At 72.6% G+C, this 21,444-nt stretch carries 3 protein-coding genes (1 of these 3 only partly in view); all 3 read right to left on the reverse strand.

The window, feature by feature from the left end; genetic code table 11:
• Positions 1 to 3,376: the 5' portion of a non-ribosomal peptide synthase/polyketide synthase gene (locus tag ABZ914_RS03480; RefSeq protein ID WP_500191388.1), read on the reverse strand. 26,498 nt of this gene lie to the left of the window's left edge; 3,376 of the gene's 29,874 nt are visible here — the first part of the coding sequence; it begins with the start codon at positions 3,374 to 3,376; its stop codon lies off the left edge, out of view.
• 5 nt (positions 3,377 to 3,381) lie between these two features.
• Positions 3,382 to 19,413 (reverse strand): non-ribosomal peptide synthetase, encoded by a 16,032-nt coding sequence (locus tag ABZ914_RS03485; RefSeq protein ID WP_500191390.1) that lies wholly within the window; start codon positions 19,411 to 19,413, stop codon positions 3,382 to 3,384.
• Positions 19,410 to 21,444, reverse strand: a 2,035-nt coding sequence (locus tag ABZ914_RS03490) for a condensation domain-containing protein (protein WP_500191391.1), incomplete at its 5' end; no start/stop codon positions are given. The genes ABZ914_RS03485 and ABZ914_RS03490, both read right to left, overlap by 4 nt.

A 21,444-nucleotide genomic window follows, 5' to 3' on the forward strand; every position in this document is an offset into this window, starting at 1 on the left:
GCACCTCCGTGCCGAACACTTCGCGCACGCGCGAGATGACCTGGGTGGCCAGGAGTGAATGGCCGCCCAGCTCGAAGAAGTTGTCATCGGCGCCGACCCGCTCGACCTCCAGCACCAGCGCCCAGATCCCCGCCAACAACTCCTGAGTCGCGGTGGCCGGAGCCCTGAAGGCACCTACATCAGGACGCGACACATCCGGCGCCGGCAGCGCCGACCGGTCCACTTTCCCGTTCGGCGACAACGGCAACGCCGCAACCTCGGTGAACACCGACGGCACCATGAACTCCGGCAACCGCTCAGCCAGATGCCCGCGCAACTCACTCACCGTCGGGATACCGGCGGCAGGGTCGGCCGGCACCAGCCACGCCGCCAGCCTTGTGTGCTCCTGCACCCCCCAGACTCCAACCACGGCGGCGGCCACTGCCGGATGCGATTCCAGTAGCGCTTCGACTTCGCCGGGCTCGATCCGGAATCCGCGCACCTTGACCTGCTCGTCGGCACGACCAAGGAACTCCAACTGCCCACCCGGGCGCCACCGCCCCCGATCCCCGGTCCGATAAAGCCGGGAACCATCACCGGCAAACGGATCCGCCACGAAGCGCTCCGCCGTCAGCGCGGGACGGCCGCCATACCCGCGCGCCACCCCCACACCACCGATGAACACCTCACCGGCCACTCCCACCGCCACCGGTCCCATATACCGATCGAGCACATACACCCGCGCCCCCGGCAACGGCCCACCCACCGGCACCGGCCCATCAAGCGCCTGGCCGTCCAACGCCTGGCCGACTCCATCCAATGGGCTATACGTGGAATCGATCGTTGCTTCGGTGACGCCGTAAGCCGTCAAAATTCGCACGCCATCACCCAGCGCAGCGCGCGCTCGCACGACCCCGGAGACCCGCCACACGTCCGTCGTCACCACCAGCAAACGCAACCCCGGCAACCGCACCCCCGCCCCCTGGACGAGATCCGCCAACTGATCGGCATAACGCGGCGCACACTCCAACGCCCCCACCCGCTCCGCCGCCAACAACCCCGCCCAATCCCGAACCGACAACACCACACCCGGATCACCCAAAACCAACGCCCCACCCGAACCCAACGCCCGCACCACATCACCGGTGAACACATCGAAACTCATGCTCGCCACCGACAACCACCGCAACCGCTCACCACCGAAATGCGCCACCTCCCAACCCCCGAACACCCCCGCCAACGACCCATGCGTCACCAACGCACCCTTCGGCCGCCCCGTCGACCCCGACGTATAAATCACCGCCGCCAATCCAGCCGCACTTGCCGCGCCATCACGCACCGCGGGCGATTCCGCCACGGCCGCGATCGTCGCCGGGTCATCCAGCACCACCCGGTTCGTCGCGGACGGCACCGCCGCCAACGCGCTCGCCGGTTCCGTCATCGTCACCACGACGTCGGCGCCGCTGTCGGCCAGCATGAATTCCAACCGGTCCGCCGGATACTCCGGGTCTAGCGGTACGTAGGCGCCTCCGGTCAGCCACGCGCCCAGAACCGCCACCACCATTTCCGCGCCACGCTCGACGCAGATCCCCACCACCGACTCCGCACCGACACCAAGCCCCCGCAGATAACCCGCCAACTGCGAGGCGCGTGCTACCAGGCCGCCGTAGGTGACACAGGCGCCGTCAGCCACCACCGCGACCGCGTCCGGGGACTCCACCGACCACCGCAGAACCCGACCCACAACCCCCTCCGCCGGCACCGGCGCCACCTCCCGATTCCACCCCGACACCACCCGCTCCCGCTCCCGCGACGTCAACACCGGCAACCGCGACAACCGCACACCCGGATCCACCGCAACCGCCTCCAACAACACCCCCAAATGCGTCGTCATCCGCCGAACCGTCGACCCATCGAACAACGCCGAGCTGTACTCCAAACCCCCCGCCAAACCACCCGAACCACCATCAGCCACCGTCAACGTCAAATCACACAACGCCACCCGCAGCGCCGCACCAGCCAACACACCACGACCATTCCCACCGCCATCAGCATGACCATTGGCCCGGCCGTTTGCGCGACCGTCCACTTCACCACCAAGAAGCCCCTCGCCGCCGCCGGTCACGTAATTGAAGAACACCTCGAACAACGGCGTCCGCGACCGGTCCCGCTCCGCCACCAGCTCATCAACCAACCGCTCGAACGGCACGTCCTGATGCGCATACGCCTCCAACGCCACCCGACGCACACGCCCCAACAACTCCACAAACGACGGATCCCCCGACAAATCCACCCGCAACACCAACGTATTAACGAAAAACCCGATCAACCCCTCCGTCTCCGCCCGACCACGCCCCGCCACCGGCGTCCCCACCACCACATCGTCCTGACCGCTATACCGCCCCAACAGCACCATGAACGCCGCCAACACCGTCATGAACATCGTCGCGCCGGCCTCGCGCGCCACCCCACGCAAACCCTCAGCCACCTCACCCGACACCGGGAAACCCGCCACCGCACCCACCGACGACCGCACCACCGGACGCGGACGATCCACCGGCAACTCCAACACCGGCACACCAGCCAACCGCTCCCGCCAAAACGCCAACTGCTCTTCCAGGACCTCACCTGAAAGCCACCGGCGCTGCCAGACCGCGAAGTCCGCATACTGCACCGGCAATGCCGGCAACGGGTCCGGCTCGCCCCGCCGGAACGCCTCGTACAACGCGGACAGCTCGCGCCGCAGAATGCGGCCCGACCATTCGTCGCTCACCACGTGATGCAGCGACAGCACCAGCACGTGCTCTTCACCCGACATCCGCACGAGGAAGCCGCGGATCAGCGGCCCCATGGCCAGATCGAACGGCTCCGCCGCGTCCGACCCCACCAGCGCACCCGCCGTCCCGCGCGGATCCGCCGAAGAGGCCACGTCCACCACCGGCAGCCAGAACCGCGACGGCGGATCGATCACCTGGAACGGCACCCCGTCCTCACCCGCCACCAGCCGCGTCCGCAGCACCTCATGCCGCCCCACCACCGCCGACAGCGCCGCCGACAACGCGCCCACGTCCACCGCGCCCAGCCACACCGGCAGCGAGACGTTGTACTCCACCGACTCCGGCTCCAGTTGCCCCAGGAACCACAGCCGCTGCTGCGCGAACGACAACGGCAGCCGCTCGTCCCGCGCCACCGGGACCACCCCGGGGACGCGGCCGGCGCCGCCGTCGGCCTGCCGCCGCTCCAGGAGCCCGACGATCTCCTCCCGGTAGTCCTCCAGCCGTGCCCGGAGGTCCTCGGTCAGCACGTCCCGGGGCGCCTTGACGCGCAGGCGCCCGCCCGCGATCTGCAGGCGCACCCCGCGCTCCTGCAGGTTCTCGAGGAATTCCTCGGCTGACATCCTCATCAGAAGGCACCGCCCTCGTCGGGGTCCGCGTTTCGCGAGTGGCTGTCGAGTGCGTGCAGCACTTCGCTCTCCGACATCTGCTCTACTTCCGCCACGATCCGCTCCTCGATCACCAGGGCGAGGTCGCGCACCGTGGGATGGTCGAACAGCGCCGAGATGGGGATCTCCACGCCGAAGAGCCCGCGTATCTTGAACATCACCTGCGTGCCGAGCAGCGAGTGGCCGCCGAGCTCGAAGAAGTTGTCCTCGATCCCCACCCGGTCCAGCTTCAGGACGTCGGCCCAGATCGCCGCGAGCGCCTGCTCGGTCTCGGTGACGGGCGCCACGAACCCGCCCACGTCCGGGCGGTCGGTGGCCTCGTCCGGCAGCGCGGCGAAGTCGATCTTCCCGTTGACGGTCAGCGGCAGTTCGGTGATCTCGGTGAAGGTCGCCGGGACCATGAACTCCGGCAGCCGCCCGGACGCGTACTCCCGCAGTTCCCCTGCGGCGGGGATGCCCGCGCCGGGATCGGCGGGCACCAGCCAGGCGGCCAGCCGGGCCTCCGCCTGCTCCCCGGTCGCCGCCACCACCGCGGCGCCGACGTCCGGGTGGGCGGCGAGGACCGCTTCGACCTCGCCCGGTTCCACCCGGAACCCGCGCACCTTCACCTGCTCGTCCACGCGGCCCACGAACTCGAGCCGGCCGTCGCCGCGCCACCGGACCACGTCCCCGGTCCGGTAGAGCCGCGATCCGTCACCGGCGAACGGGTCCGCGACGAACCGCTCCGCGGTGAGCGCCGCGCGGCGCTGGTACCCGCGCGCCACTCCGGCGCCTCCGATGAACAGCTCACCGGCCACGCCCTCCGGGACCATGCCCAGGCGCTCGTCCAGCACGTGCACCCGGACGCCCGGCGCCGGCACGCCGATCGGCACCCCGCGCGGGCCGTCCTGCGGCCCGGACGCCGGGCCGGTGCAGCACATGACCGTGGCCTCCGTCGGCCCGTACCCGTTGAGCACCCGCAACCCGGGGACCTGCCATCTCGCCGCGACGGCGGCGTCGAACCGGTCGCCCGCTCCGACCAGCGTCCGCAGGCCCGGCACCTGCTCCGGCGCCAGCAGCGAGAGCAACGACACCGGCAGCACCGCCACCGCCACTCCCTCGGCCCGCAGCAGGGCCGCCAGCGCGTCCGGGGCCGTCCGCTCCCGCGCATCGGCCACCACGAGCGTCCCTCCGGCCGCGGGCACCGTCGCCAGTTCGAGGACCGAGCCGTCGAAGCTGAACGAGGCGAAGTGCAGCACCCGGACGCCAGGGGCGGCGCCGAGTTCCGGGCCGAGCCCGGCCGCCAGGTTCGACGCGCCTTCGTGCCGGACGAGGACGCCCTTGGGCCGTCCCGTGGAGCCCGACGTGTACACCAGGTACGCCAGGTCGTCGCCGCTCACCGGGACGGCGGGCGGCTCGGGCGGCATCTCCGCGATCGCCGCCCGTTCCACCGGGTCGTCGAGCGTGATCACCCGCAGCCGGCCGGCGGGCATGTCCCCGGCGGTCGCCGCCGTCGCGACCAGCACGCCGGCCTGGCTGTCCTTCAACATGAAGGCCAGCCGGTCCGGGGGGTAGTCCGGGTCCAGCGACACCCAGGCGGCGCCCGCCATCCACACCGCGGTGACCGCCGCGAACGCGTCCGCGTCCCGGCCGAGGCTCAGCGCCACCACCGATCCCCGCCCGACGCCCGCCCCGCGCAGGTAGTGCGCCAGCCGGGCCGCGCGCGCGATCAGCGCACCGTACGACAGGCACGTGCCGCCCGCGGTCACGGCCACCGCGTCCGGGGTCGCCGCGGCGCGCGCGGCGGTCAGTTCGGCGACGCTGCCGGTGGCCGGTGCCGCCGGCGCGGCGCCGGTTCCGTGGGAGAGGAGCCGGTCTCGTTCCGCCGCGGTCATCAGTGGCAGCTCGGACACCCGGGTGTCCGGGCCCGCGGCCACGGCGGCCAGAAGCACTTCGAGGTGCGCCGCCATCCGCTGGATCGTGGCGCGGTCGAACAGTGCCGTGCCGTACTCCATCAGCCCGGTCAGGCCGTCGTCCCGCTCGACCAGGACCAGCCTCAGGTCGGCCCTGGCGATGACGCCGACCCCGAGCGCGTCGGTGCTCTCGCGCGGGCCGCGGATGAGGCCGCCGTCCGGGTGCGGTGCCTCGCGGCCGGTCTCGTCCTCGTAGTTGAACAGCACCTGGAACAGCGGGGTCCTGGACCGGTCTCGCTCGGGGGCGAGTTCGTCGACCAGCCGCTCGAACGGCAGGTCCTGGTGCGCGTACGCCTGCAGCGCCGCCGTCCTCACCCGGCCGAGCACGTCGGCGAAGGACGGATCGCCGGCCAGGTCCGCTCGCATCACCAGCGTGTTCACGAAGAACCCGATGAGCGCCTCGGTCTCCGCCCGGTTCCGGTTCGCCACCGGCGTTCCGACCACGACGTCGTCCTGGCCGGCGTAGCGCCCCAGCAGTACCGCGAACGCGGCCAGCGCGGTCATGAACATCGTCGCTCCGCCCTGCCGGGCCACCGCCCGCAGCCCTGCGGCGACCTGCGCCGGAACGGTGAAGCGGACCACGTCCCCGGCCGAGGAGCGAACCGGCGGACGGGGCCGGTCGGCCGGCAGCTCCAGGACGGGCAGCCCTGTCAGCCGCTCCCGCCAGTAGGCGAGCTGGGATTCCAGCGCCTGCCCGGACAGCCGGGTCCGCTGCCAGACCGCGAAGTCCGCGTACTGCACCGGCAGCGGTGGCAGCGGGTCCGGCTCACCGCGCCGGAGAGCCGCGTAGAGGGCCTCCAGTTCACTGCGGAGGATCAGCGCGGACCACTCGTCGCTGACCACGTGGTGCAGGGCCAGGACCAGCACGTGGTCCTGGGCGGTGACCCGGACCAGGCAGGCCCGGATCACCGGCCCGGCGGCCAGGTCGAACGGCGCGACCGCGTCGGCGGCCACCAGCGCGCGGAGAGCCTGCCGCGGGTCCGCCGCACCGGAGACGTCGGCGACGGGCAGCCGGAACGGCGACGGCGGGTCGATCACCTGGAACGGCACCCCGTCCGCGTCCGCCACCAGGCGCGTCCGCAGCACCTCATGCCGCCGGGTGATCGCCGACAGTGCCGCCCCGAGCGCCGCCACGTCCAGCTCACCGGCCAGGCCCATCGGCATCGGCGCGTTGTACTCGGCCAGCCCCGGCTCCAGCTGCCCCAGGAACCACAGCCGCTGCTGCGCGAACGACAGCGGCAGCCGCCCGTCCCGCGGAACGGGGACCACGGCGGGGACGGCGACGCCATCGGCGCCCTCAAGGGCATCCGCGAGCCCGGCCACCGTCGGGCGGTCGAACAGGGCCGCCACCGGCACCTCCGCCCCGAACACCTCCCGCACCCGCGAGACGACCTGCGTCGCCAGCAGCGAATGCCCGCCCAGCTCGAAGAAGTTGTCATCGGCGCCGACCCGCTCCACCCCGAGCACCGCCGCCCAGATCTCCGCGAGCAGCTGCTGCACCGGCGACGACGCCGCCACGAACTCGCGCCCGGCGGGCCGCGACGCCTCCGGCTCCGGCAGCGCCGACCGGTCCAGCTTCCCGTTCGGCGCCAGCGGCAGCGCCGCCAGCTCGGTGAACACCGACGGCACCATGAACTCCGGCAACCGCTCGGCCAGGTACCCGCGCAGCTCGCTCACCGCCGGGACGCCGGCGGCGGGGTCGGCCGGCACCAGCCAGGCGGCCACGCGCCGGTCCGCGTCCTCTCCGGCGACCGTCACCGCCACGGCGGCGACCGCCGGATGGGCGGCCAGCGCCGCCTGCACCTCGCCCAGCTCGATCCGGAACCCGCGCACCTTGACCTGGTCGTCGGTCCGGCCGAGGAACTCGAGCAGGTGATCGGCCCGGCGGCGGACCAGGTCCCCGGTCCGGTACAGCCGCGCGCCGTCCGCGCCGAACGGGTCGGCGACGAAGCGCTCCGCGGTCAGCGCGGGGCGCCCGCCGTAACCGCGGGCGACCTGCGCTCCGCCGATGTACAGCTCGCCGCTCACCCCTGCGGGAACGGGGTTGAGATGCTTGTCCAGGACGTAGGCCCGGGTCCCGCCGAGAGGGGAGCCCAGCGGGATCCCGCCGCGTTCGAGCTGCTCCGGCCGCAGCCGGGCGGCGACGACGCCGATGGTGGTCTCGGTCGGACCGTAGTGGTTGACCACCGCGCACCCGTCGGCGGCGGCCAGTATCCGCCGCGCCAGCGGCGCGGGCGTCGCCTCGCCGCCGAGCATGAGCACGCCGCGGGGCAGCAGCCGGCCGGGCTCGTCCGCGCCGGCCAGCGCGGCCAGGTGCGAGGGCACGATCTTGAGATGGTCGATGCCGCGCTCGGCCGACCAGCGGGCGAACCCGCCGGCGTCGGTGGCGTCCGCCTGCGGCAGCATCTGCACCGTTCCCCCGGTCGCCAGGCCGGTGAACAGCATGGTGTTGCCGAAGTCGGTGGCGACGGGCTGCACCAGCCCGTACCGCAGGCCGGCGCCGCCCAGCCCGGCGCGGTCCGCGACCGCGGCGACGTAGGCCAGCAGGCCGCTCTGGGTGACCTGGACGCCCTTCGGCGTTCCCGTCGACCCGGAGGTGTACATGACGTAGGCGAGCCGGCTCGGCGGTGCCGGACGGACCGGCTCCAGCGTCCATGGCCCGTTGACGGCGGGGTCGTCCATCAGGACGACCCGCAGCCGTCCGGCGGGCAGGTCCGCGGCCGTGTCGGTGGTCCCCAGCAGCATGCTGGCCCGGCTGTCGGCCAGCATGAACGCGAGCCGCTGGACGGGATGGCCGCCGTCGAGCGGCAGGTACGCGCCGCCGGCCAGCCACACCGCGAGGATGGCCACCGCCAGGTCCGGCCCGGGGGCCAGGCAGACTCCGACGACGACCTCCGGGCCCGCTCCTTGCAGCCGGAGGTACGCGGCGAGCCGCCTCGCCCGGGCCAGCAGGGCCGCGTAGGTCAGGCACTCCGTGGCGCCGGCCACCGCGACCGCGTCGGGACGTTCCGCCGCGCGGGCCGCGATCAGCTCGGCCAGCCCGTCCGCCGCGGACGCGTCGGCCGGGGCGGACGCGTCGGCCGGGGCGGCCGGGGCGGCGTCCTGCCCGGTGACCAGCTCGGCGTGCTCCGTCCGGGTCAGCAGCGGCAGCCGCGACACGGGCCGTCCCGCGTCGGCCGAGATCGCCGCGAGCAGCGTTCCCAGGTGCCCGGTCATCCGCTCCGCCGTCGCCGCGTCGAACAGGGCGGTGCTGTAGTGAAGCTCGCCGACGAGGCCACCGCCGGCTCGTTCGGCGAGGATCAGCCGCAGGTCGAACTTGGCCGTCACGTCCGGGGCGGCGCCGTCGTTCCGCTGGCCGGGGGCGGGTTCCGCCGCCGTCGCGGTGTAGTTGAGCAGCACCTGGAACAGCGGGGTGCGGGAGCGGTCCCGTTCGGTGACCAGCTCGTCGACGAGCTGCTCGAACGGCAGGTCCTGGTGGGCGTAAGCGTCCAGCGCGGTACCCCTGACCTGCTCCAGCAGCTCGGCGAACGTCGGGTCGCCCGACAGATCGGCCCGCATCACCAGCGTGTTCACGAAGAACCCGATCAGGCCCTCGGTCTCGGCCCGATCCCGGTTCGCCACCGGCGTCCCCACCACCACATCGTCCTGACCGGTGTACCGCCCCAGCAGGACCATGTACGCCGCCAGCACCGTCATGAACATCGTCGCGCCGGCGTCGCGCGCCACCGCGCGCAGACCGTCGGCGACCTCGGACGGAACGGTGACCTCCACCGTGTCCCCGGCGGTGGACCGCACCGGTGGACGGGGGCGGTCGGTCGGCAGATCCAGCACCGGAGCGTCCGCCAGCTGCTCCCGCCAGTAGGCCAGTTGCCCTTCCAGCACCTCGCCGGTCAGCCAGCGCCGCTGCCACACCGCGAAGTCCGCGTACTGCACCGGCAACGGCGGCAGCGGATCCGGCTCGCCCCGCCGGAACGCCTCGTACAACGCACCCAGCTCGCGCCGCAGCACCGGCCCCGACCACTCGTCGAAGACCGCATGGTGCGCCGACACGGCCAGGACGTGCTCGCCGGGAGCCTGCCGGATGAGGCAGGTCCGCAGCAGCGGCCCGGCCGCCAGGTCGAACGGCGCCATCGCCACCTCGGCCAGCAGCGTCCTCGCCGCGCGGAACGGGTCCGCCGCGCCGGACACGTCGGCCACCGGCAGCGGGAGCCGGGACGGCGGGTCGATCACCTGGCACGGCACCCCGTCGTCACCCGCGACCAGCCGCGTCCGCAGCACCTCGTGCCGCGCGGCGAGCGCCGACAGGGCCGCGCCGAGCGCCGCCACGTCCAGGTCCCCGCCCAGCCGGACGGGCATCGCGACCACGTACTCGACGGACCCCGGCTCCATCTGGTCGAGGAACCACAGCCGCTGCTGACCGAACGAGAGCGGTATCCGCCGCTCCCGGCCCACCGGCACGACAGGCGGCGCCGCCGCGCCGGCGGCGGTCCGCTCGAGCGCCTCGGCCAGCTCCGCCACGGTCGGGTGATCGAACAGCGCGGCGACCGGCAGGTCCGCGCCGAACACCTCCCGCACCCGCGAGATCACCTGGATCGCCAGCAGCGAATGCCCGCCCAGCTCGAAGAAGTCGTCCGCGATCCCGACCGTGCCGGTGCCGAGCACCCGCGCCCAGACCTCCGCCAGCAGCCGCTCGGTCTCCGTGCGCGGCTCCTGCGGAGCGCCGAGGCCGGGACGGTCCGCCGCGGGCGCGGGCAGCGCCGCCCGGTTCACCTTGCCGTTCGGGGTGAGCGGAACGGCGGGCAGGGGCACGAAGACGGCGGGGATCATGAACTCCGGCAGCCGCTGTCGGAGGTATCCCCGCAGGTCACCGGTCGACGGCAGGTCCTCGTCCGGGTCATCGGGCACCACGTAGGCGGTGAGCCGCCGGTCTCCCGGCACGTCCTCGCGGACCATGAGGACGGCATCGCGGATCGAGTAGTGGTCCTTGAGCGCGGCTTCGATCTCCTCCAGCTCGATCCGCACTCCGCGGAGCTTGACCTGGTCGTCGGCCCGGCCGAGGAACTCGATGACGCCGCCCGCCAGCCACCGCACCTTGTCGCCGCTGCGGTACACCCGCGAGCCGTCCGCGCGGAACGGGTCCGCCACGAACCGCTCCGCGGTCAGCGCCGGCCTGCCGTAGTAGCCCCGCGCCAGCCCGGCGCCGCCGATGTGCAGCTCCCCGGGGACGCCGATCGGCGCGAGCGCGCCGTCCGGCGCCAGCACGTACAGGCGGGTGTTGTCGACCGGCCGCCCGATCGGGAGCCGGCCCTGCGTGCGGTCCTCCCACGGCTGGGTGTACGAGGTGACGTCGATGGTGGCCTCGGTCGGCCCGTACACGTTGTGCACCGGGACGGGAAGCCGGTCCGCGAACTCGGCCACGACCTCGCCGAGCAGCTGCTCGCCGCCGCAGACCACCTGCCGCACCGCCGTGCACCGGGCCAGCTCCGGATGCCCGGCGATCATCTTCAGCACGGTCGGGACGAGGGCGAGCAGCGTCGCCGCTCCACGGGCGGCCACGCCGAGCAGCCCGCCGGTGTCGGCGGACGTGACGGACGGCGGCATGACGACCAGCGACCCGCCGGCGGCCAGCGCCGGGTACAGCTCGATGCCGAACGCGTCGAAGCTCGGCGACGACGAGACGAGCACGCGGTCGGCGGACGTGATCGAGAACCGCCGGTTGAACCACGCGACGTAGTTGGCCAGCGAGCGGTGCTCGACCATCGTGCCCTTCGGCCAGCCCGTCGACCCGGACGTGTAGATCACGTACGCCAGGTCCTCCGGCCGGCCGCCGGCCTCCGCAACGGGCGACGCCGGCATCGCCGCCAGCGCGGTCCGCACCGCCGGGTCGTCGAGCGCGACGGCCCGGACCCGTCCCACCGGGAGGTCGTCCACGATCCCGGCCGTGCCGAGCAGGATGGCCGAGCGGCTGTCGGCGAGCATGAACGCCAGCCGCTCCGGCGGGTAGGCGGGATCCAGCGGCAGGTAGGTGGCGCCCGCCTTCAGGACCGCCAGGATCGCCACCACCAGGTCCGGTGTGCGGTCCAGGCACAGCCCGACGACGGTCTCCGCCGCCGCCCCCAGGCCGCGCAGGTAGTGCGCCAGCCGGTTCGCCCGCTCCTCCAGCTGCCCGTAGGTGAGCGTGAGGTCTTCGCAGACGACCGCCGTGGCATCGGGATTCCTCGCCGCCTGCGCCGAGACGAGCTCGTGGACGGCCGGTTCGGGGACGGCCGCCCCGGTGTCGTTCCATTCGTCCAGCAGTTGCTCCCGCTCGGGCGCGGGGATCATCGGCAGGCGGGAGAGGTGGGCGTCCGCATCGGCGGCCAAGGCGTCCAGCAGCGTCTCCAGGTGCCCGGCCATCCGCTGGATCGTGGCGGGCTCGAACAGAGCCGTGCTGTATTCCAGACCGGCGATCAGGCCGTCATCGTCGTCGGCGAACATGAGCCGCAGGTCGTACCGGGCGACGGTGCCGGCCTGGACGTCGTCGGGCGAGAAGGCGGTGCGCCCGCCCGCGCCGCCGCCGTTCTCGTCCTGGTCGCGGCCCGCGGCGAAGTAGTTGAACAGCGCCTGGAAGAGCGGGGTGCGGGACCTGTCCCGATCGGTCACCAGCGCCGTCACCAGCTGGTCGAAGGGCAGCTCCTGATGCGCGTACGCCTCCAGGGCCACCCGCCGGACCCGTCCCAGGAGCTCGGTGAAGGCCGGGTCGCCCGACACGTCCACGCGCAGCACGATGTCGTTGACGAAGAAGCCGATCAGGTCCTCGGTCTCGGCCCGGCTCCGGTTCGCCACGGGCGTCCCCGCCGCCACGTCGTCCTGGCCGGTGTAGCGGCTCAGCAGCACGGTGACGACCGCGAACAACGTCATGAACATGGTGGCGTCGTTCGCCGCGGCCTGCTCGCGCAACCGTCCGGCGGTGCTCGCCGGGACGCGGAACTCGACCACCGCACCCGCCGCCGCGGCGCGGACCGGAGGGCGCGGACGGTCGGTGGGCAGTTCGAGCACCGGGACGCCGGCGAGCTGCCGTCCCCAGTACTCGTGCAGCCCATCGAGCACCTCCCCCGCCAGCCACCGCCGCTGCCAGGCGGCGAAGTCGGCGTACTGCACCGGGAGCGGCGGCAGCGGGTCCGGCGCGCCGGCCGCGGCCGCGTCGTACAGCGCCGACAGCTCGCGGCGCAGGATCCGCCAGGACCACTCGTCGTTGACGACGTGGTGCGCCGTCAGCACGAGCACGTGGTCATCGGGTGCCAGCCGGATCAGGCAGGCACGGATCGGCCGTCCGGCCGCCAGGTCGAAGGGGGCCGCCACGTCCGCGGCCACCAGCGCCCCGACCGCCCGCCTCGGGTGCGCCGCGCCGGACACGTCGACGACGGGCAGCGGGAAGGGGGCCGGCGGGTCGATGACCTGGTAGGGGACGCCGTCCTGGCCGGCGAGCAGCCTGGTGCGCAGCACTTCGTGCCGCCGCGTCACCGCCGACAGCGCCGCTTGCAGCGCGGCGGCGTCCACCGCCGCCGGCAGCCGCAGCGGCATCGGCACGTTGTACTCGACCGACCCGGGTTCGAGCTGGTCGGCGAACCAGAGCCGCTGCTGCCCGAACGACAGCGGAAGCCGCTGATCGCGCGGCACCGGGACCACAGGCGGGACCGCCGTCCCGGTGGTGCTCTCCTCGATGACGGCGGCGAACCGGCGAACGGTGGGCTGCTCGAAAATGGCGGCGACCTTGATGTCGACGCCGAACACCTCGCGCACGCGGGTGATGATCTGGACGAGCAGGAGCGAGTTCCCGCCGAGTTCGAAGAGGCTGTCGGTGGCGCTGATCGGGCTGATGCCGAGCACCTGCTCCCAGATCCCCGCCAGAAGTTCTTCCAGCTCACCGCGCGGCGAGCTGTGGCCATCGGATCCGGACGGGGCCGCGTCCGGCGCGGGCAGCGCCGCGCGGTCCAGCTTTCCGCTGCGGGTCAGCGGGAATCGGATGATCTCGATGAACTGGGCGGGGATCATGAATTCGGGCAGCCGTGTCCCGGCGAATTCACGGAGCGCGGCGGACGTGGGGATGCCGGCGTCCGGGTCGGCGGGGACCAGCCACGCCGCCAACCGCGGATCTCCTTGGCCTTCAGTGACGGCTACCGCGGCGGCGCTGATGTCGGGGTGGGCGGCCAGTACGGCCTCGACCTCGCCGGGCTCGATCCGGAACCCCCGCAGCTTCACCTGCTCATCCACCCGGCCGAGGAACTCCAACACCCCGCCCGGACGCCACCGTGCCCGGTCGCCCGAGCGATACAAACGCGACCCGTCACCTGCCAGCGGATCGGCGACGAACCGCTCCGCACTCAGCGCCGCACGCGCCGCATAACCCCACGCCAACCCCGCACCACCGATGAACAGCTCACCCGCCACACCCATCGGCACCGGCCTCAAGCGCTCATCCAGTACGTGCACCCGCACGCCCGGCAGCGGTGTCCCGATCGGCACCACACTCGCGGCCGGATCCACCGGCCCTGCGGTCGCGCACACCGATGCCTCGGTCGGCCCGTAGGCGTTCACCACCACGCACTGGTCGGCCCACCGGGCCACCACCTGCTCATCGGCCCGCTCGCCCGCCAACACCAACGTCACCAAACCCGCGAACTCCGCCGGATCGACCACACGCGCCACCGACGGCGGCAACGTCACTACTCCGACACCCGCCGCAGCCAACACCTGCGCCAGCCGCGCCGTATCCACCCGCTCGTCCTCGCCCACGATCACGAGCCGTCCGCCGTGGCCGAGGGTCACCCACACCTCCGACACCGCCGCGTCAAAACTGAACGAGGCGAACCCCGCCACCACCACACCCGGCGTGATCCCGAACACCGGCCCCTGACCCGCCACCAGATTCGCGACACCGCCATGGCCGACCAGCACACCCTTCGGCCGACCGGTCGACCCCGACGTGTACATCACATACGCCAGGCCCTTAGCAGCCGCACCGTCACGCACCGCCGGTGCGGACGAAAGAGCCGCCGCCGTCGCCGGGTCGTCCAAGACCACCCGCTCCAGACCGGACGACACCGCCCCGAGCACAGCCGCCGACTCCGCCGTCCCCACCACAACACCGGCACCACTGTCGGCAAGCATGAAACCCAGCCGGTCAGCCGGATACCCCGGATCCAACGGCACATACGCCGCCCCGGCCAGCCACACACCCAGCACGCCGACCACCATCTCCACACCGCGCGGCACACATAGACCCACCACCGACCCCGCACCGACACCCAGCCCCTGCAGATAACCCGCTAACCGCTCCGCACGCCCCACCAGCCACTCGTAAGTCACGCTTACGTCCCCGACCACCACCGCCACCGCATCGGCCTGCGCTCCGGCGTGGCCTAGGACCAGATCCGCCACGCCGTTGATGTCACCTGCCGCACCGCTCTCCGCGCCGACGCCCCAGCCCAGTAACTCCTCGCGCTCTTCCAGCGACACCATCGGCAATTCCGACAGGCGGCGTCCGCTGCCATTTTCGGCAATGCCCTCCAGCAGCACCCCTAAATGGCCCATCAATCGCGCCACGGTTTCGGCGTCGAAAAGGGCAGTGCTGTACTGGATCCCCGCCACTAAATCGCCGCCGGACCCTTCACCGACCGTTACCACAACGTCGGTGCGCACCGGCAATCCGCCCGTCTCGCCGGCCCAGCGCATCATGCTTTCGTCGGCGACGGTCTCGCCGGCCGTGTAGCCGACGACCACCTGGAAGAGGGGGGTGCGGGACTGGTCCCGTTCGATGACCAGGTCGTCCACCAGCTGCTCGAACGGCAGATCCTGGTTCGCGTACGCCGCCAACGCCACCTGCCGCACCTGCCGCAGCAACCCACCGAACGACGGGTCGCCCGACAGATCCGCCCGCATCACCAGCGTGTTCACAAAGAACCCGATCAGACCCTCGGTCTCGGCCCGATCCCGGTTCGCCACCGGCGTCCCCACCACCACATCGTCCTGACCCGCATACCGCCCCAGCAGCACCATGAACGCCGACAGCACCGTCATGAACATGCTCGCGCCGCCCTCACGCGCCACCGCACGCAGGCCCTCGGCCACCGTCTCGGGGAAGGTGAAAGCCTCGAATGAGCCCGTGGTGGACCGCACCGGCGGCCGCGGCCGGTCAGTGGGCAGGTCCAGCACCGGGACGTCCGCCAGCTGCTCACGCCAGTACGCCAACTGCCCTTCCAGCACCTCGCCGGTCAGCCATTGACGCTGCCACACCGCGAAATCCGCATACTGCACGGGCAGCGCTGGCAGTGGATCCGTTTCACCACGCCGGAACGCCTCGTACAGCGCCGCCAGCTCACGCCGGAAAATCCCCGCCGACCATTCATCGAAGACGATGTGATGCACCGACAGCACCAGTACGTGGTCGTCACCAGCGAGCCTCGCCAGACATCCCCGAACAAGCGGCCCGGCCGCCAGGTCGAACGGCTCCGCCGCGTCCGCCACCACCAACGCACCGGCCGCCGCCGCGGGGTCCGCGGCACCGGAGACGTCGGCCACGGGCAGAGGGAACGGCGACGCTGGGTCGATCACCTGGAACGGCCGGCCGTCCTCGCCCGCCACCAGCCGCGTCCGCAGCACCTCATGCCGCTCGACCAGCGCCGACAGCGCCGCTCCCAGCGCCGCCACGTCCAGCGTTCCAGGAAGCCGTACCGGCAGCGCGAGGTTGTACTCGCTGGAGCCGGGGTCCATCTGGTCGAGGAACCACAGCCGCTGCTGGGCGAACGAGAGCGGCAGGGGCACGTCCCTGGTCCCGTTCGTCACCGGCGGCAGCACCGTGCCGGACGCGACTTCGCCGATCGACCTGGCCAGGCTTCGGACGGTCGGCCGGTCGAACAGCAGCGACAGCGGGATCTCCACCCCGAACACGGCGCGGATCCGGGAGATGACCCGCGTCGCCAGCAGGGAGTGGCCGCCCAGTTCGAAGAATCCGTCGCCGGCGCCGACGCGGTCCACGCCGAGAACCTCGGACCAGATCCCCGCGAGCAGTTCCTCGGTCGGAGTGGCGGGGGTGATGGACGCGCCCAGGTTCGGCCTTTCCGCGGCCGGGGCGGGCAGCGCCGCCCGGTCGACCTTGCCGCTGGGCGTCAGCGGCAAGGACGGCAGCCAGGTGAACACCGAGGGGACCATGAACTCCGGCAGCCGGGCCGTGAGGAAGGCCCGCAGTTCGCCCGCGTCCGGCGTCGCGGTTCCCGCCCCGGCCGGCACCAGCCAGGCCGCCAGCCGCGCCTCGTCCTGGTCTCCGGCCGTCGCCACGACCGCCGAGCCGACCGCGGGGTGAGCCGCCAGGGCGGCCTCGACCTCTCCGGGTTCCACCCGGAAGCCGCGGACCTTGATCTGGTCGTCGGCCCGGCCGACGAATTCCAACCGCCCGTCGGGCCGCCACCGGACCAGGTCTCCGGTCCGGTACATCCGCTCGCCGGGGCCGCCGAAGGGGCCGGCCACGAACCGCTCGGCCGTCAGGGCCGCCCGGTTCAGGTAGCCCCGCGCCAGCCCCGCGCCCGACACGTACAGTTCGCCCGCGACCCCGGCCGGAACGAGCCGCAGGGAGCCGTCCAGGACGAACACCCGCAGGTCCGGGATGGGTTCGCCGATGACGCTCGACGCGCCGTCGGACGTCCCGTCGACGACGTGCCTGGTGACGTGCACCGTCGTTTCGGTGATGCCGTACATGTTGACCAGTTCCGGGCGGTCCGGGGCGGCCCGCAGCCAGCGGGCGGCCCGGGCGCCGTCCAGCGCCTCGCCTCCGAAGATCACGTACCGGACGGCGAGCCCGCCGCCGTCGTCCCACGGGCCCATGAGCTGATAGAACGCCGAGGGGGTCTGGTTCAGGACGGTCACCCGTTCGGCGGCGAGCAGCGACCGGAACGTGCCGGGCGACCGGGTGACCAGGTAGGGGACGACGACCAGCCGGCCGCCGGTGAGCAGCGAGCCCCAGATCTCCCATACCGAGAAGTCGAAGGCGTAGGAGTGGAAGAAGGTCCACACGTCCTGCGGCCCGAACCCGAACCACGCGTCCGTCGCGGCGAGCAGCCGGACCACGTTCCGATGCTCGACGACGACGCCCTTCGGACGCCCGGTGGAGCCGGACGTGTAGATCACATACGCCGGGTCCTCCGGCCGCGTCGAGCGAGGCGGCGCCTCACCGGCACCCGCGAGGCCGGCTGCCGACGCCTGGACCCGCGCATCATCGAGGACCAGGACGGGCGCGGCTCCGTCCGGCACCCGGTCGGCGAGGGCACCGGTCGAGAGGACCAGGTCCGGGGCGGCGTCGGCGAGCAGGTAGCGGATCCGCTCGGCCGGGTAGTCCGGGTCGACGGGAAGGTACGCCGCCCCCGCCTTGAGGATCGCCAGCAGCGCCACGACCAGGTCGGCGGAACGCCCGATCATCACCGCCACGAGACTTCCCGGGCCGATGCCGCGCTGCGCGAGCACCCGTGCGAGCCGGTCGGACCGGTCGCCGAGCCCGGCATAGGTCAGCGACGTGTCCCCCGCGGTGACGGCCACCGCGTCCGGGTACCGCCGCGCGCGCTCGCTGATCAATTCGTGGACGCCGCCCGTCACCGGGGCGGCCGGCCCGGTCCCGTTCCACGCGTGCAGCACCTGCCGCCGCTCCGCCTGGGTCAGCAGCGGCAGCTCTCCGACCTTGTGGCCCGTGTCGTGGGCCATCGCCTCGAGCAGGACGCGCAGATGCCCGGCCATCCGCTCGACGGCGTCGTCGTCGAAACGCGCGCGGTCGTACTCCAGGGTCATCGCGGAGGCCCGCGCGGTGCCGGCGGCCGCGACGAGCCCCTGTTCGTTCCGTTGCCAGAAGAGGTTCCACTGCGTGCGCAGGCCCTCGTCCTGGACGTCGTCCTGTCCCCGGCGGAGCGCGTCGACGGGGTAGTCCTCGAAGGCGAACAACGTCGAGAACAGCGGCCGGCCGGCCGGGATGCCGCTGCATGCCTGGATCTCCGGCAGCGGCGTGTGCTCGAACTCGCGTGCCCGCGCCTGCTCTTCCTGCAGCGTCCGCAGCCATGCGTCGACCGGTTCGCCCCGCGCCACCCGGACCCGTGCCGGAGTCGTGTTGATCAGGAGCCCGACCATCGACTCCATCCCGTCGACCTGGTCTCCGCGCCCGGACGACGTCACTCCGAACACGACGTCGTCCGTGCTGCCGTACACGCCCAGCAGGACGGCCCACGCCCCCTGCATGACCGTGTTGACGGTGACCCGCCAGCGGCGTGCGGTGGCGTCGAGCTCCCGCAGCACGTCGGGACCGAGCCGCACATGCCGCTCTCCCTGCCCGTCCTTTCCGGTCGCTCGTTCCACGCCCAGCGCCGTGGTCTCCCGCACGCCCGCCAGCCGCTGCCGCCAGAACGCCGCCGCCGCTTCCGAATCCTGGCCGGCCAGCCATGCGACGAAGTCACGGAACGGCCTCCGGGGCGGACCGTCCGGCACGGCGGCCCCCGCCGCGAGCGCGCGGTACGCCTGCAGGACGTCTCCCAGCACGATCGGCCGGCTCCACCCGTCCATCACCAGGTGGTGCATGCTCACGACCAGCTGGTGCCGCCGCGGGCCGAGGACCAGCAACGCCACCCGGACCAGCGAGGGCGCGCCGAAGTCGGCGCCTCGCGCGCGGTCCTCGGCCAGGAACTCCTCGACCGCCCGGGCCTGCGCTTCGCCGTCCTGTTCCGACAGGTCCACCACCTGCCAGGGCAGATCGACATGCCGGGACACGACCGCAACCGGGGCCGCCACCCGCTCCCACACCACGCCCGACCGCAGCACCGGATGCCGCGCGAACGCCGCCTCCCACGCCTGCCGCAGGAGCCCGGCGTCCAGTTCTCCTTCCAGCAGCAGCCCGGTCTGCGTCCAGTACATTCCGCCGTCGTCCGACAACTGCGAATGCAGCAGCATCCCGTGCTGCAGGCCGGTCAGCGGGTAGATGTCCTCGATGGCACGGCCTCGAGAAACTGCCGCCATATCGGATGACGTCATGACCAGCCTCCGGAATTGGTGGTCTCGTGCGATGGAGCGGGGGAACCGAAGCTCTGCTGGATGAAGTCGAGGGATTCCTGGTCCAGCCCGGACAGCGGGAAGTCGGACGGGGTGTAGCCGCCGGCGCCGGGAGCGCAGCAGTGCTCGATCAGCCTGGTGAGGACCTCCGCGTAACGCCGCGCCAGCGCTTCCACGGTCGTCTCGTCGTGCACATCGGCCGAATAGGACCAGACGATTTCCAGGCGTCCGGCGGCGACGCGGCCGGTGATGTCGAGCAGGTGGCTGCGCTTCCCGTCGGGAGGAACCCCGCGGCCGAGCGTGTCGTCGGTCATCAGGAATCTGGCGGTGCCGTCGCCGGCGGTGGCGGCCTGGTCGGAAAGGCCGAGGTAATTGAACCTCACGTCCGTGTGGGACCCGTCCACGGCGCCGCGCAGGTAGCGCAGCAACCCGTAGCCGAGCCCGCGGCGCGGCACGGCGCGCAGGTCCTCCTTGGTCCGCTGCAGTGCCGCGCCGAGGTCGCCTTCGGCGGACGCGTGCAGCACGACCGGGTACACGCTGGTGAACCAGCCCACCGTGCGGGACACGTCGATGTCCGCGCCCACGTCCTCCCGGCCATGGCCTTCCACGTCGACCGCGAGGGCGGCCGACCGGGACCAGCCGGTCAGGACGATCCCGAGCGCCGTCAGGAGGACGTCGTTGATCTGCGTCCCGTAGGCCGACGGGACCTCGTGCAGCAGCCGCTCCGTATCGCGCTCCGTGAGCGCGGTGTGCAGCCGCCGGGCGGAGGCGCGCGTGTTCTCTCCGTCGTGGTCGCGCGGGACGACGCCGGTCCCGGCGGCGCGGCGCCAGTAGCCGATCTCCTCCGCGAGCTCCGGTGTGTCGGCCAGCTCCGTCAGCCGCCGCGCCCACCGCGCGAACGAGGAGGTCTTGGCCGGCAGCGTGATCTCGAGTCCCCGTTCGGCCTGGTCGTAGGCCGTGGACAGGTCCTCGACGAGGATCGGCCAGGACACCGTGTCGACCACCAGGTGATGCGCCACCACGAGCAGCGTCCTGTCGCGCTCGAACAGCACGAGCCGCAGCAGCGGCCCTTCCTCCAGGTTCAGGCTGGCATGCGCGGCGTCGGCCAGCCGCCGGCGAGAGCCGTTCCCGGACGCGGCGTCCGCCAGCCACAACACGTCGGCCGGCTCCGCGGCGTCGACGCGGGCCGTCCAGGCGCCGTCGCGGGCGACGAACCGCGACCGCAGCACATCATGGTGATCCAGCAGGGCCCGGACCGCCTCGCGGAGGGGCCGCTCCCGCACGGGACCGTCGGCCGTCAGCAGGACGGACTGGTTGAAATGCGAGGGGTCGGACGGGCAGTCCGCGAAGAACTCCCGCTGCACCGGGGTGAGCGGGAAGTCGCCGGTCACCAGCCCCTGCTCGGACGGAGCGGCCGTTTCCCGCGTGCCGGCCGCGGCCGCCAGCCGAGCCACCGTCTGATGCTCGAAGATCTGCCCGGCGGACAGGTGCACTCCGGACTTCCGTGCCTCTGCCACCACCCGGATGCTGATGATGGAATCGCCGCCGAGCTCGAAGAAGTTGTCATCGCCGCCGACGCGGTCGATGCCGAGGACCTGCGCCCAGATTCCGGCGAGGATCCGCTCTGTTTCCGTTCTCGGCGGCTGGTAGCCGGCGGAGACCTCGGGCCGTTCGGTGCCAGGGTCGGGCAAGGCCGCGCGGTCGAGTTTGCCGTTCGGTGTCAGCGGGAGCGCGGCGAGCTCGGTGAACAGGGCGGGGATCATGTAGTCGGGCAGGCGCTCGGCCGCGAACTCGCGCAACTCGCCCGCTTCGGGAATTCCGGCCTCGGGGGTGGCAGGCACCAGCCACGCCACCAGCCGCGCGTCCGTGTCCCGTCCCACGACACCCGCTGCCACGGCCCCGATGGCCGGGTGGGTGCTCAGGACGGCTTCGATCTCGCCGGGCTCGATGCGGAACCCGCGGACCTTGACCTGCTCATCGGCCCGGCCGGTGAACTCCAACAACCCATCAGCC

The sequence above is a fragment of the Spirillospora sp. NPDC046719 genome, from assembly GCF_040645715.1.
GTDB lineage: Bacteria > Actinomycetota > Actinomycetes > Streptosporangiales > Streptosporangiaceae > Spirillospora.

Bases quoted from the DNA above. Each gene is read 5' to 3' on its own strand.
- ABZ914_RS03485 (WP_500191390.1), bottom strand. From the start codon at position 19,413: ATGACGTCATCCGATATGGCGGCAGTTTCTCGAGGCCGTGCCATCGAG.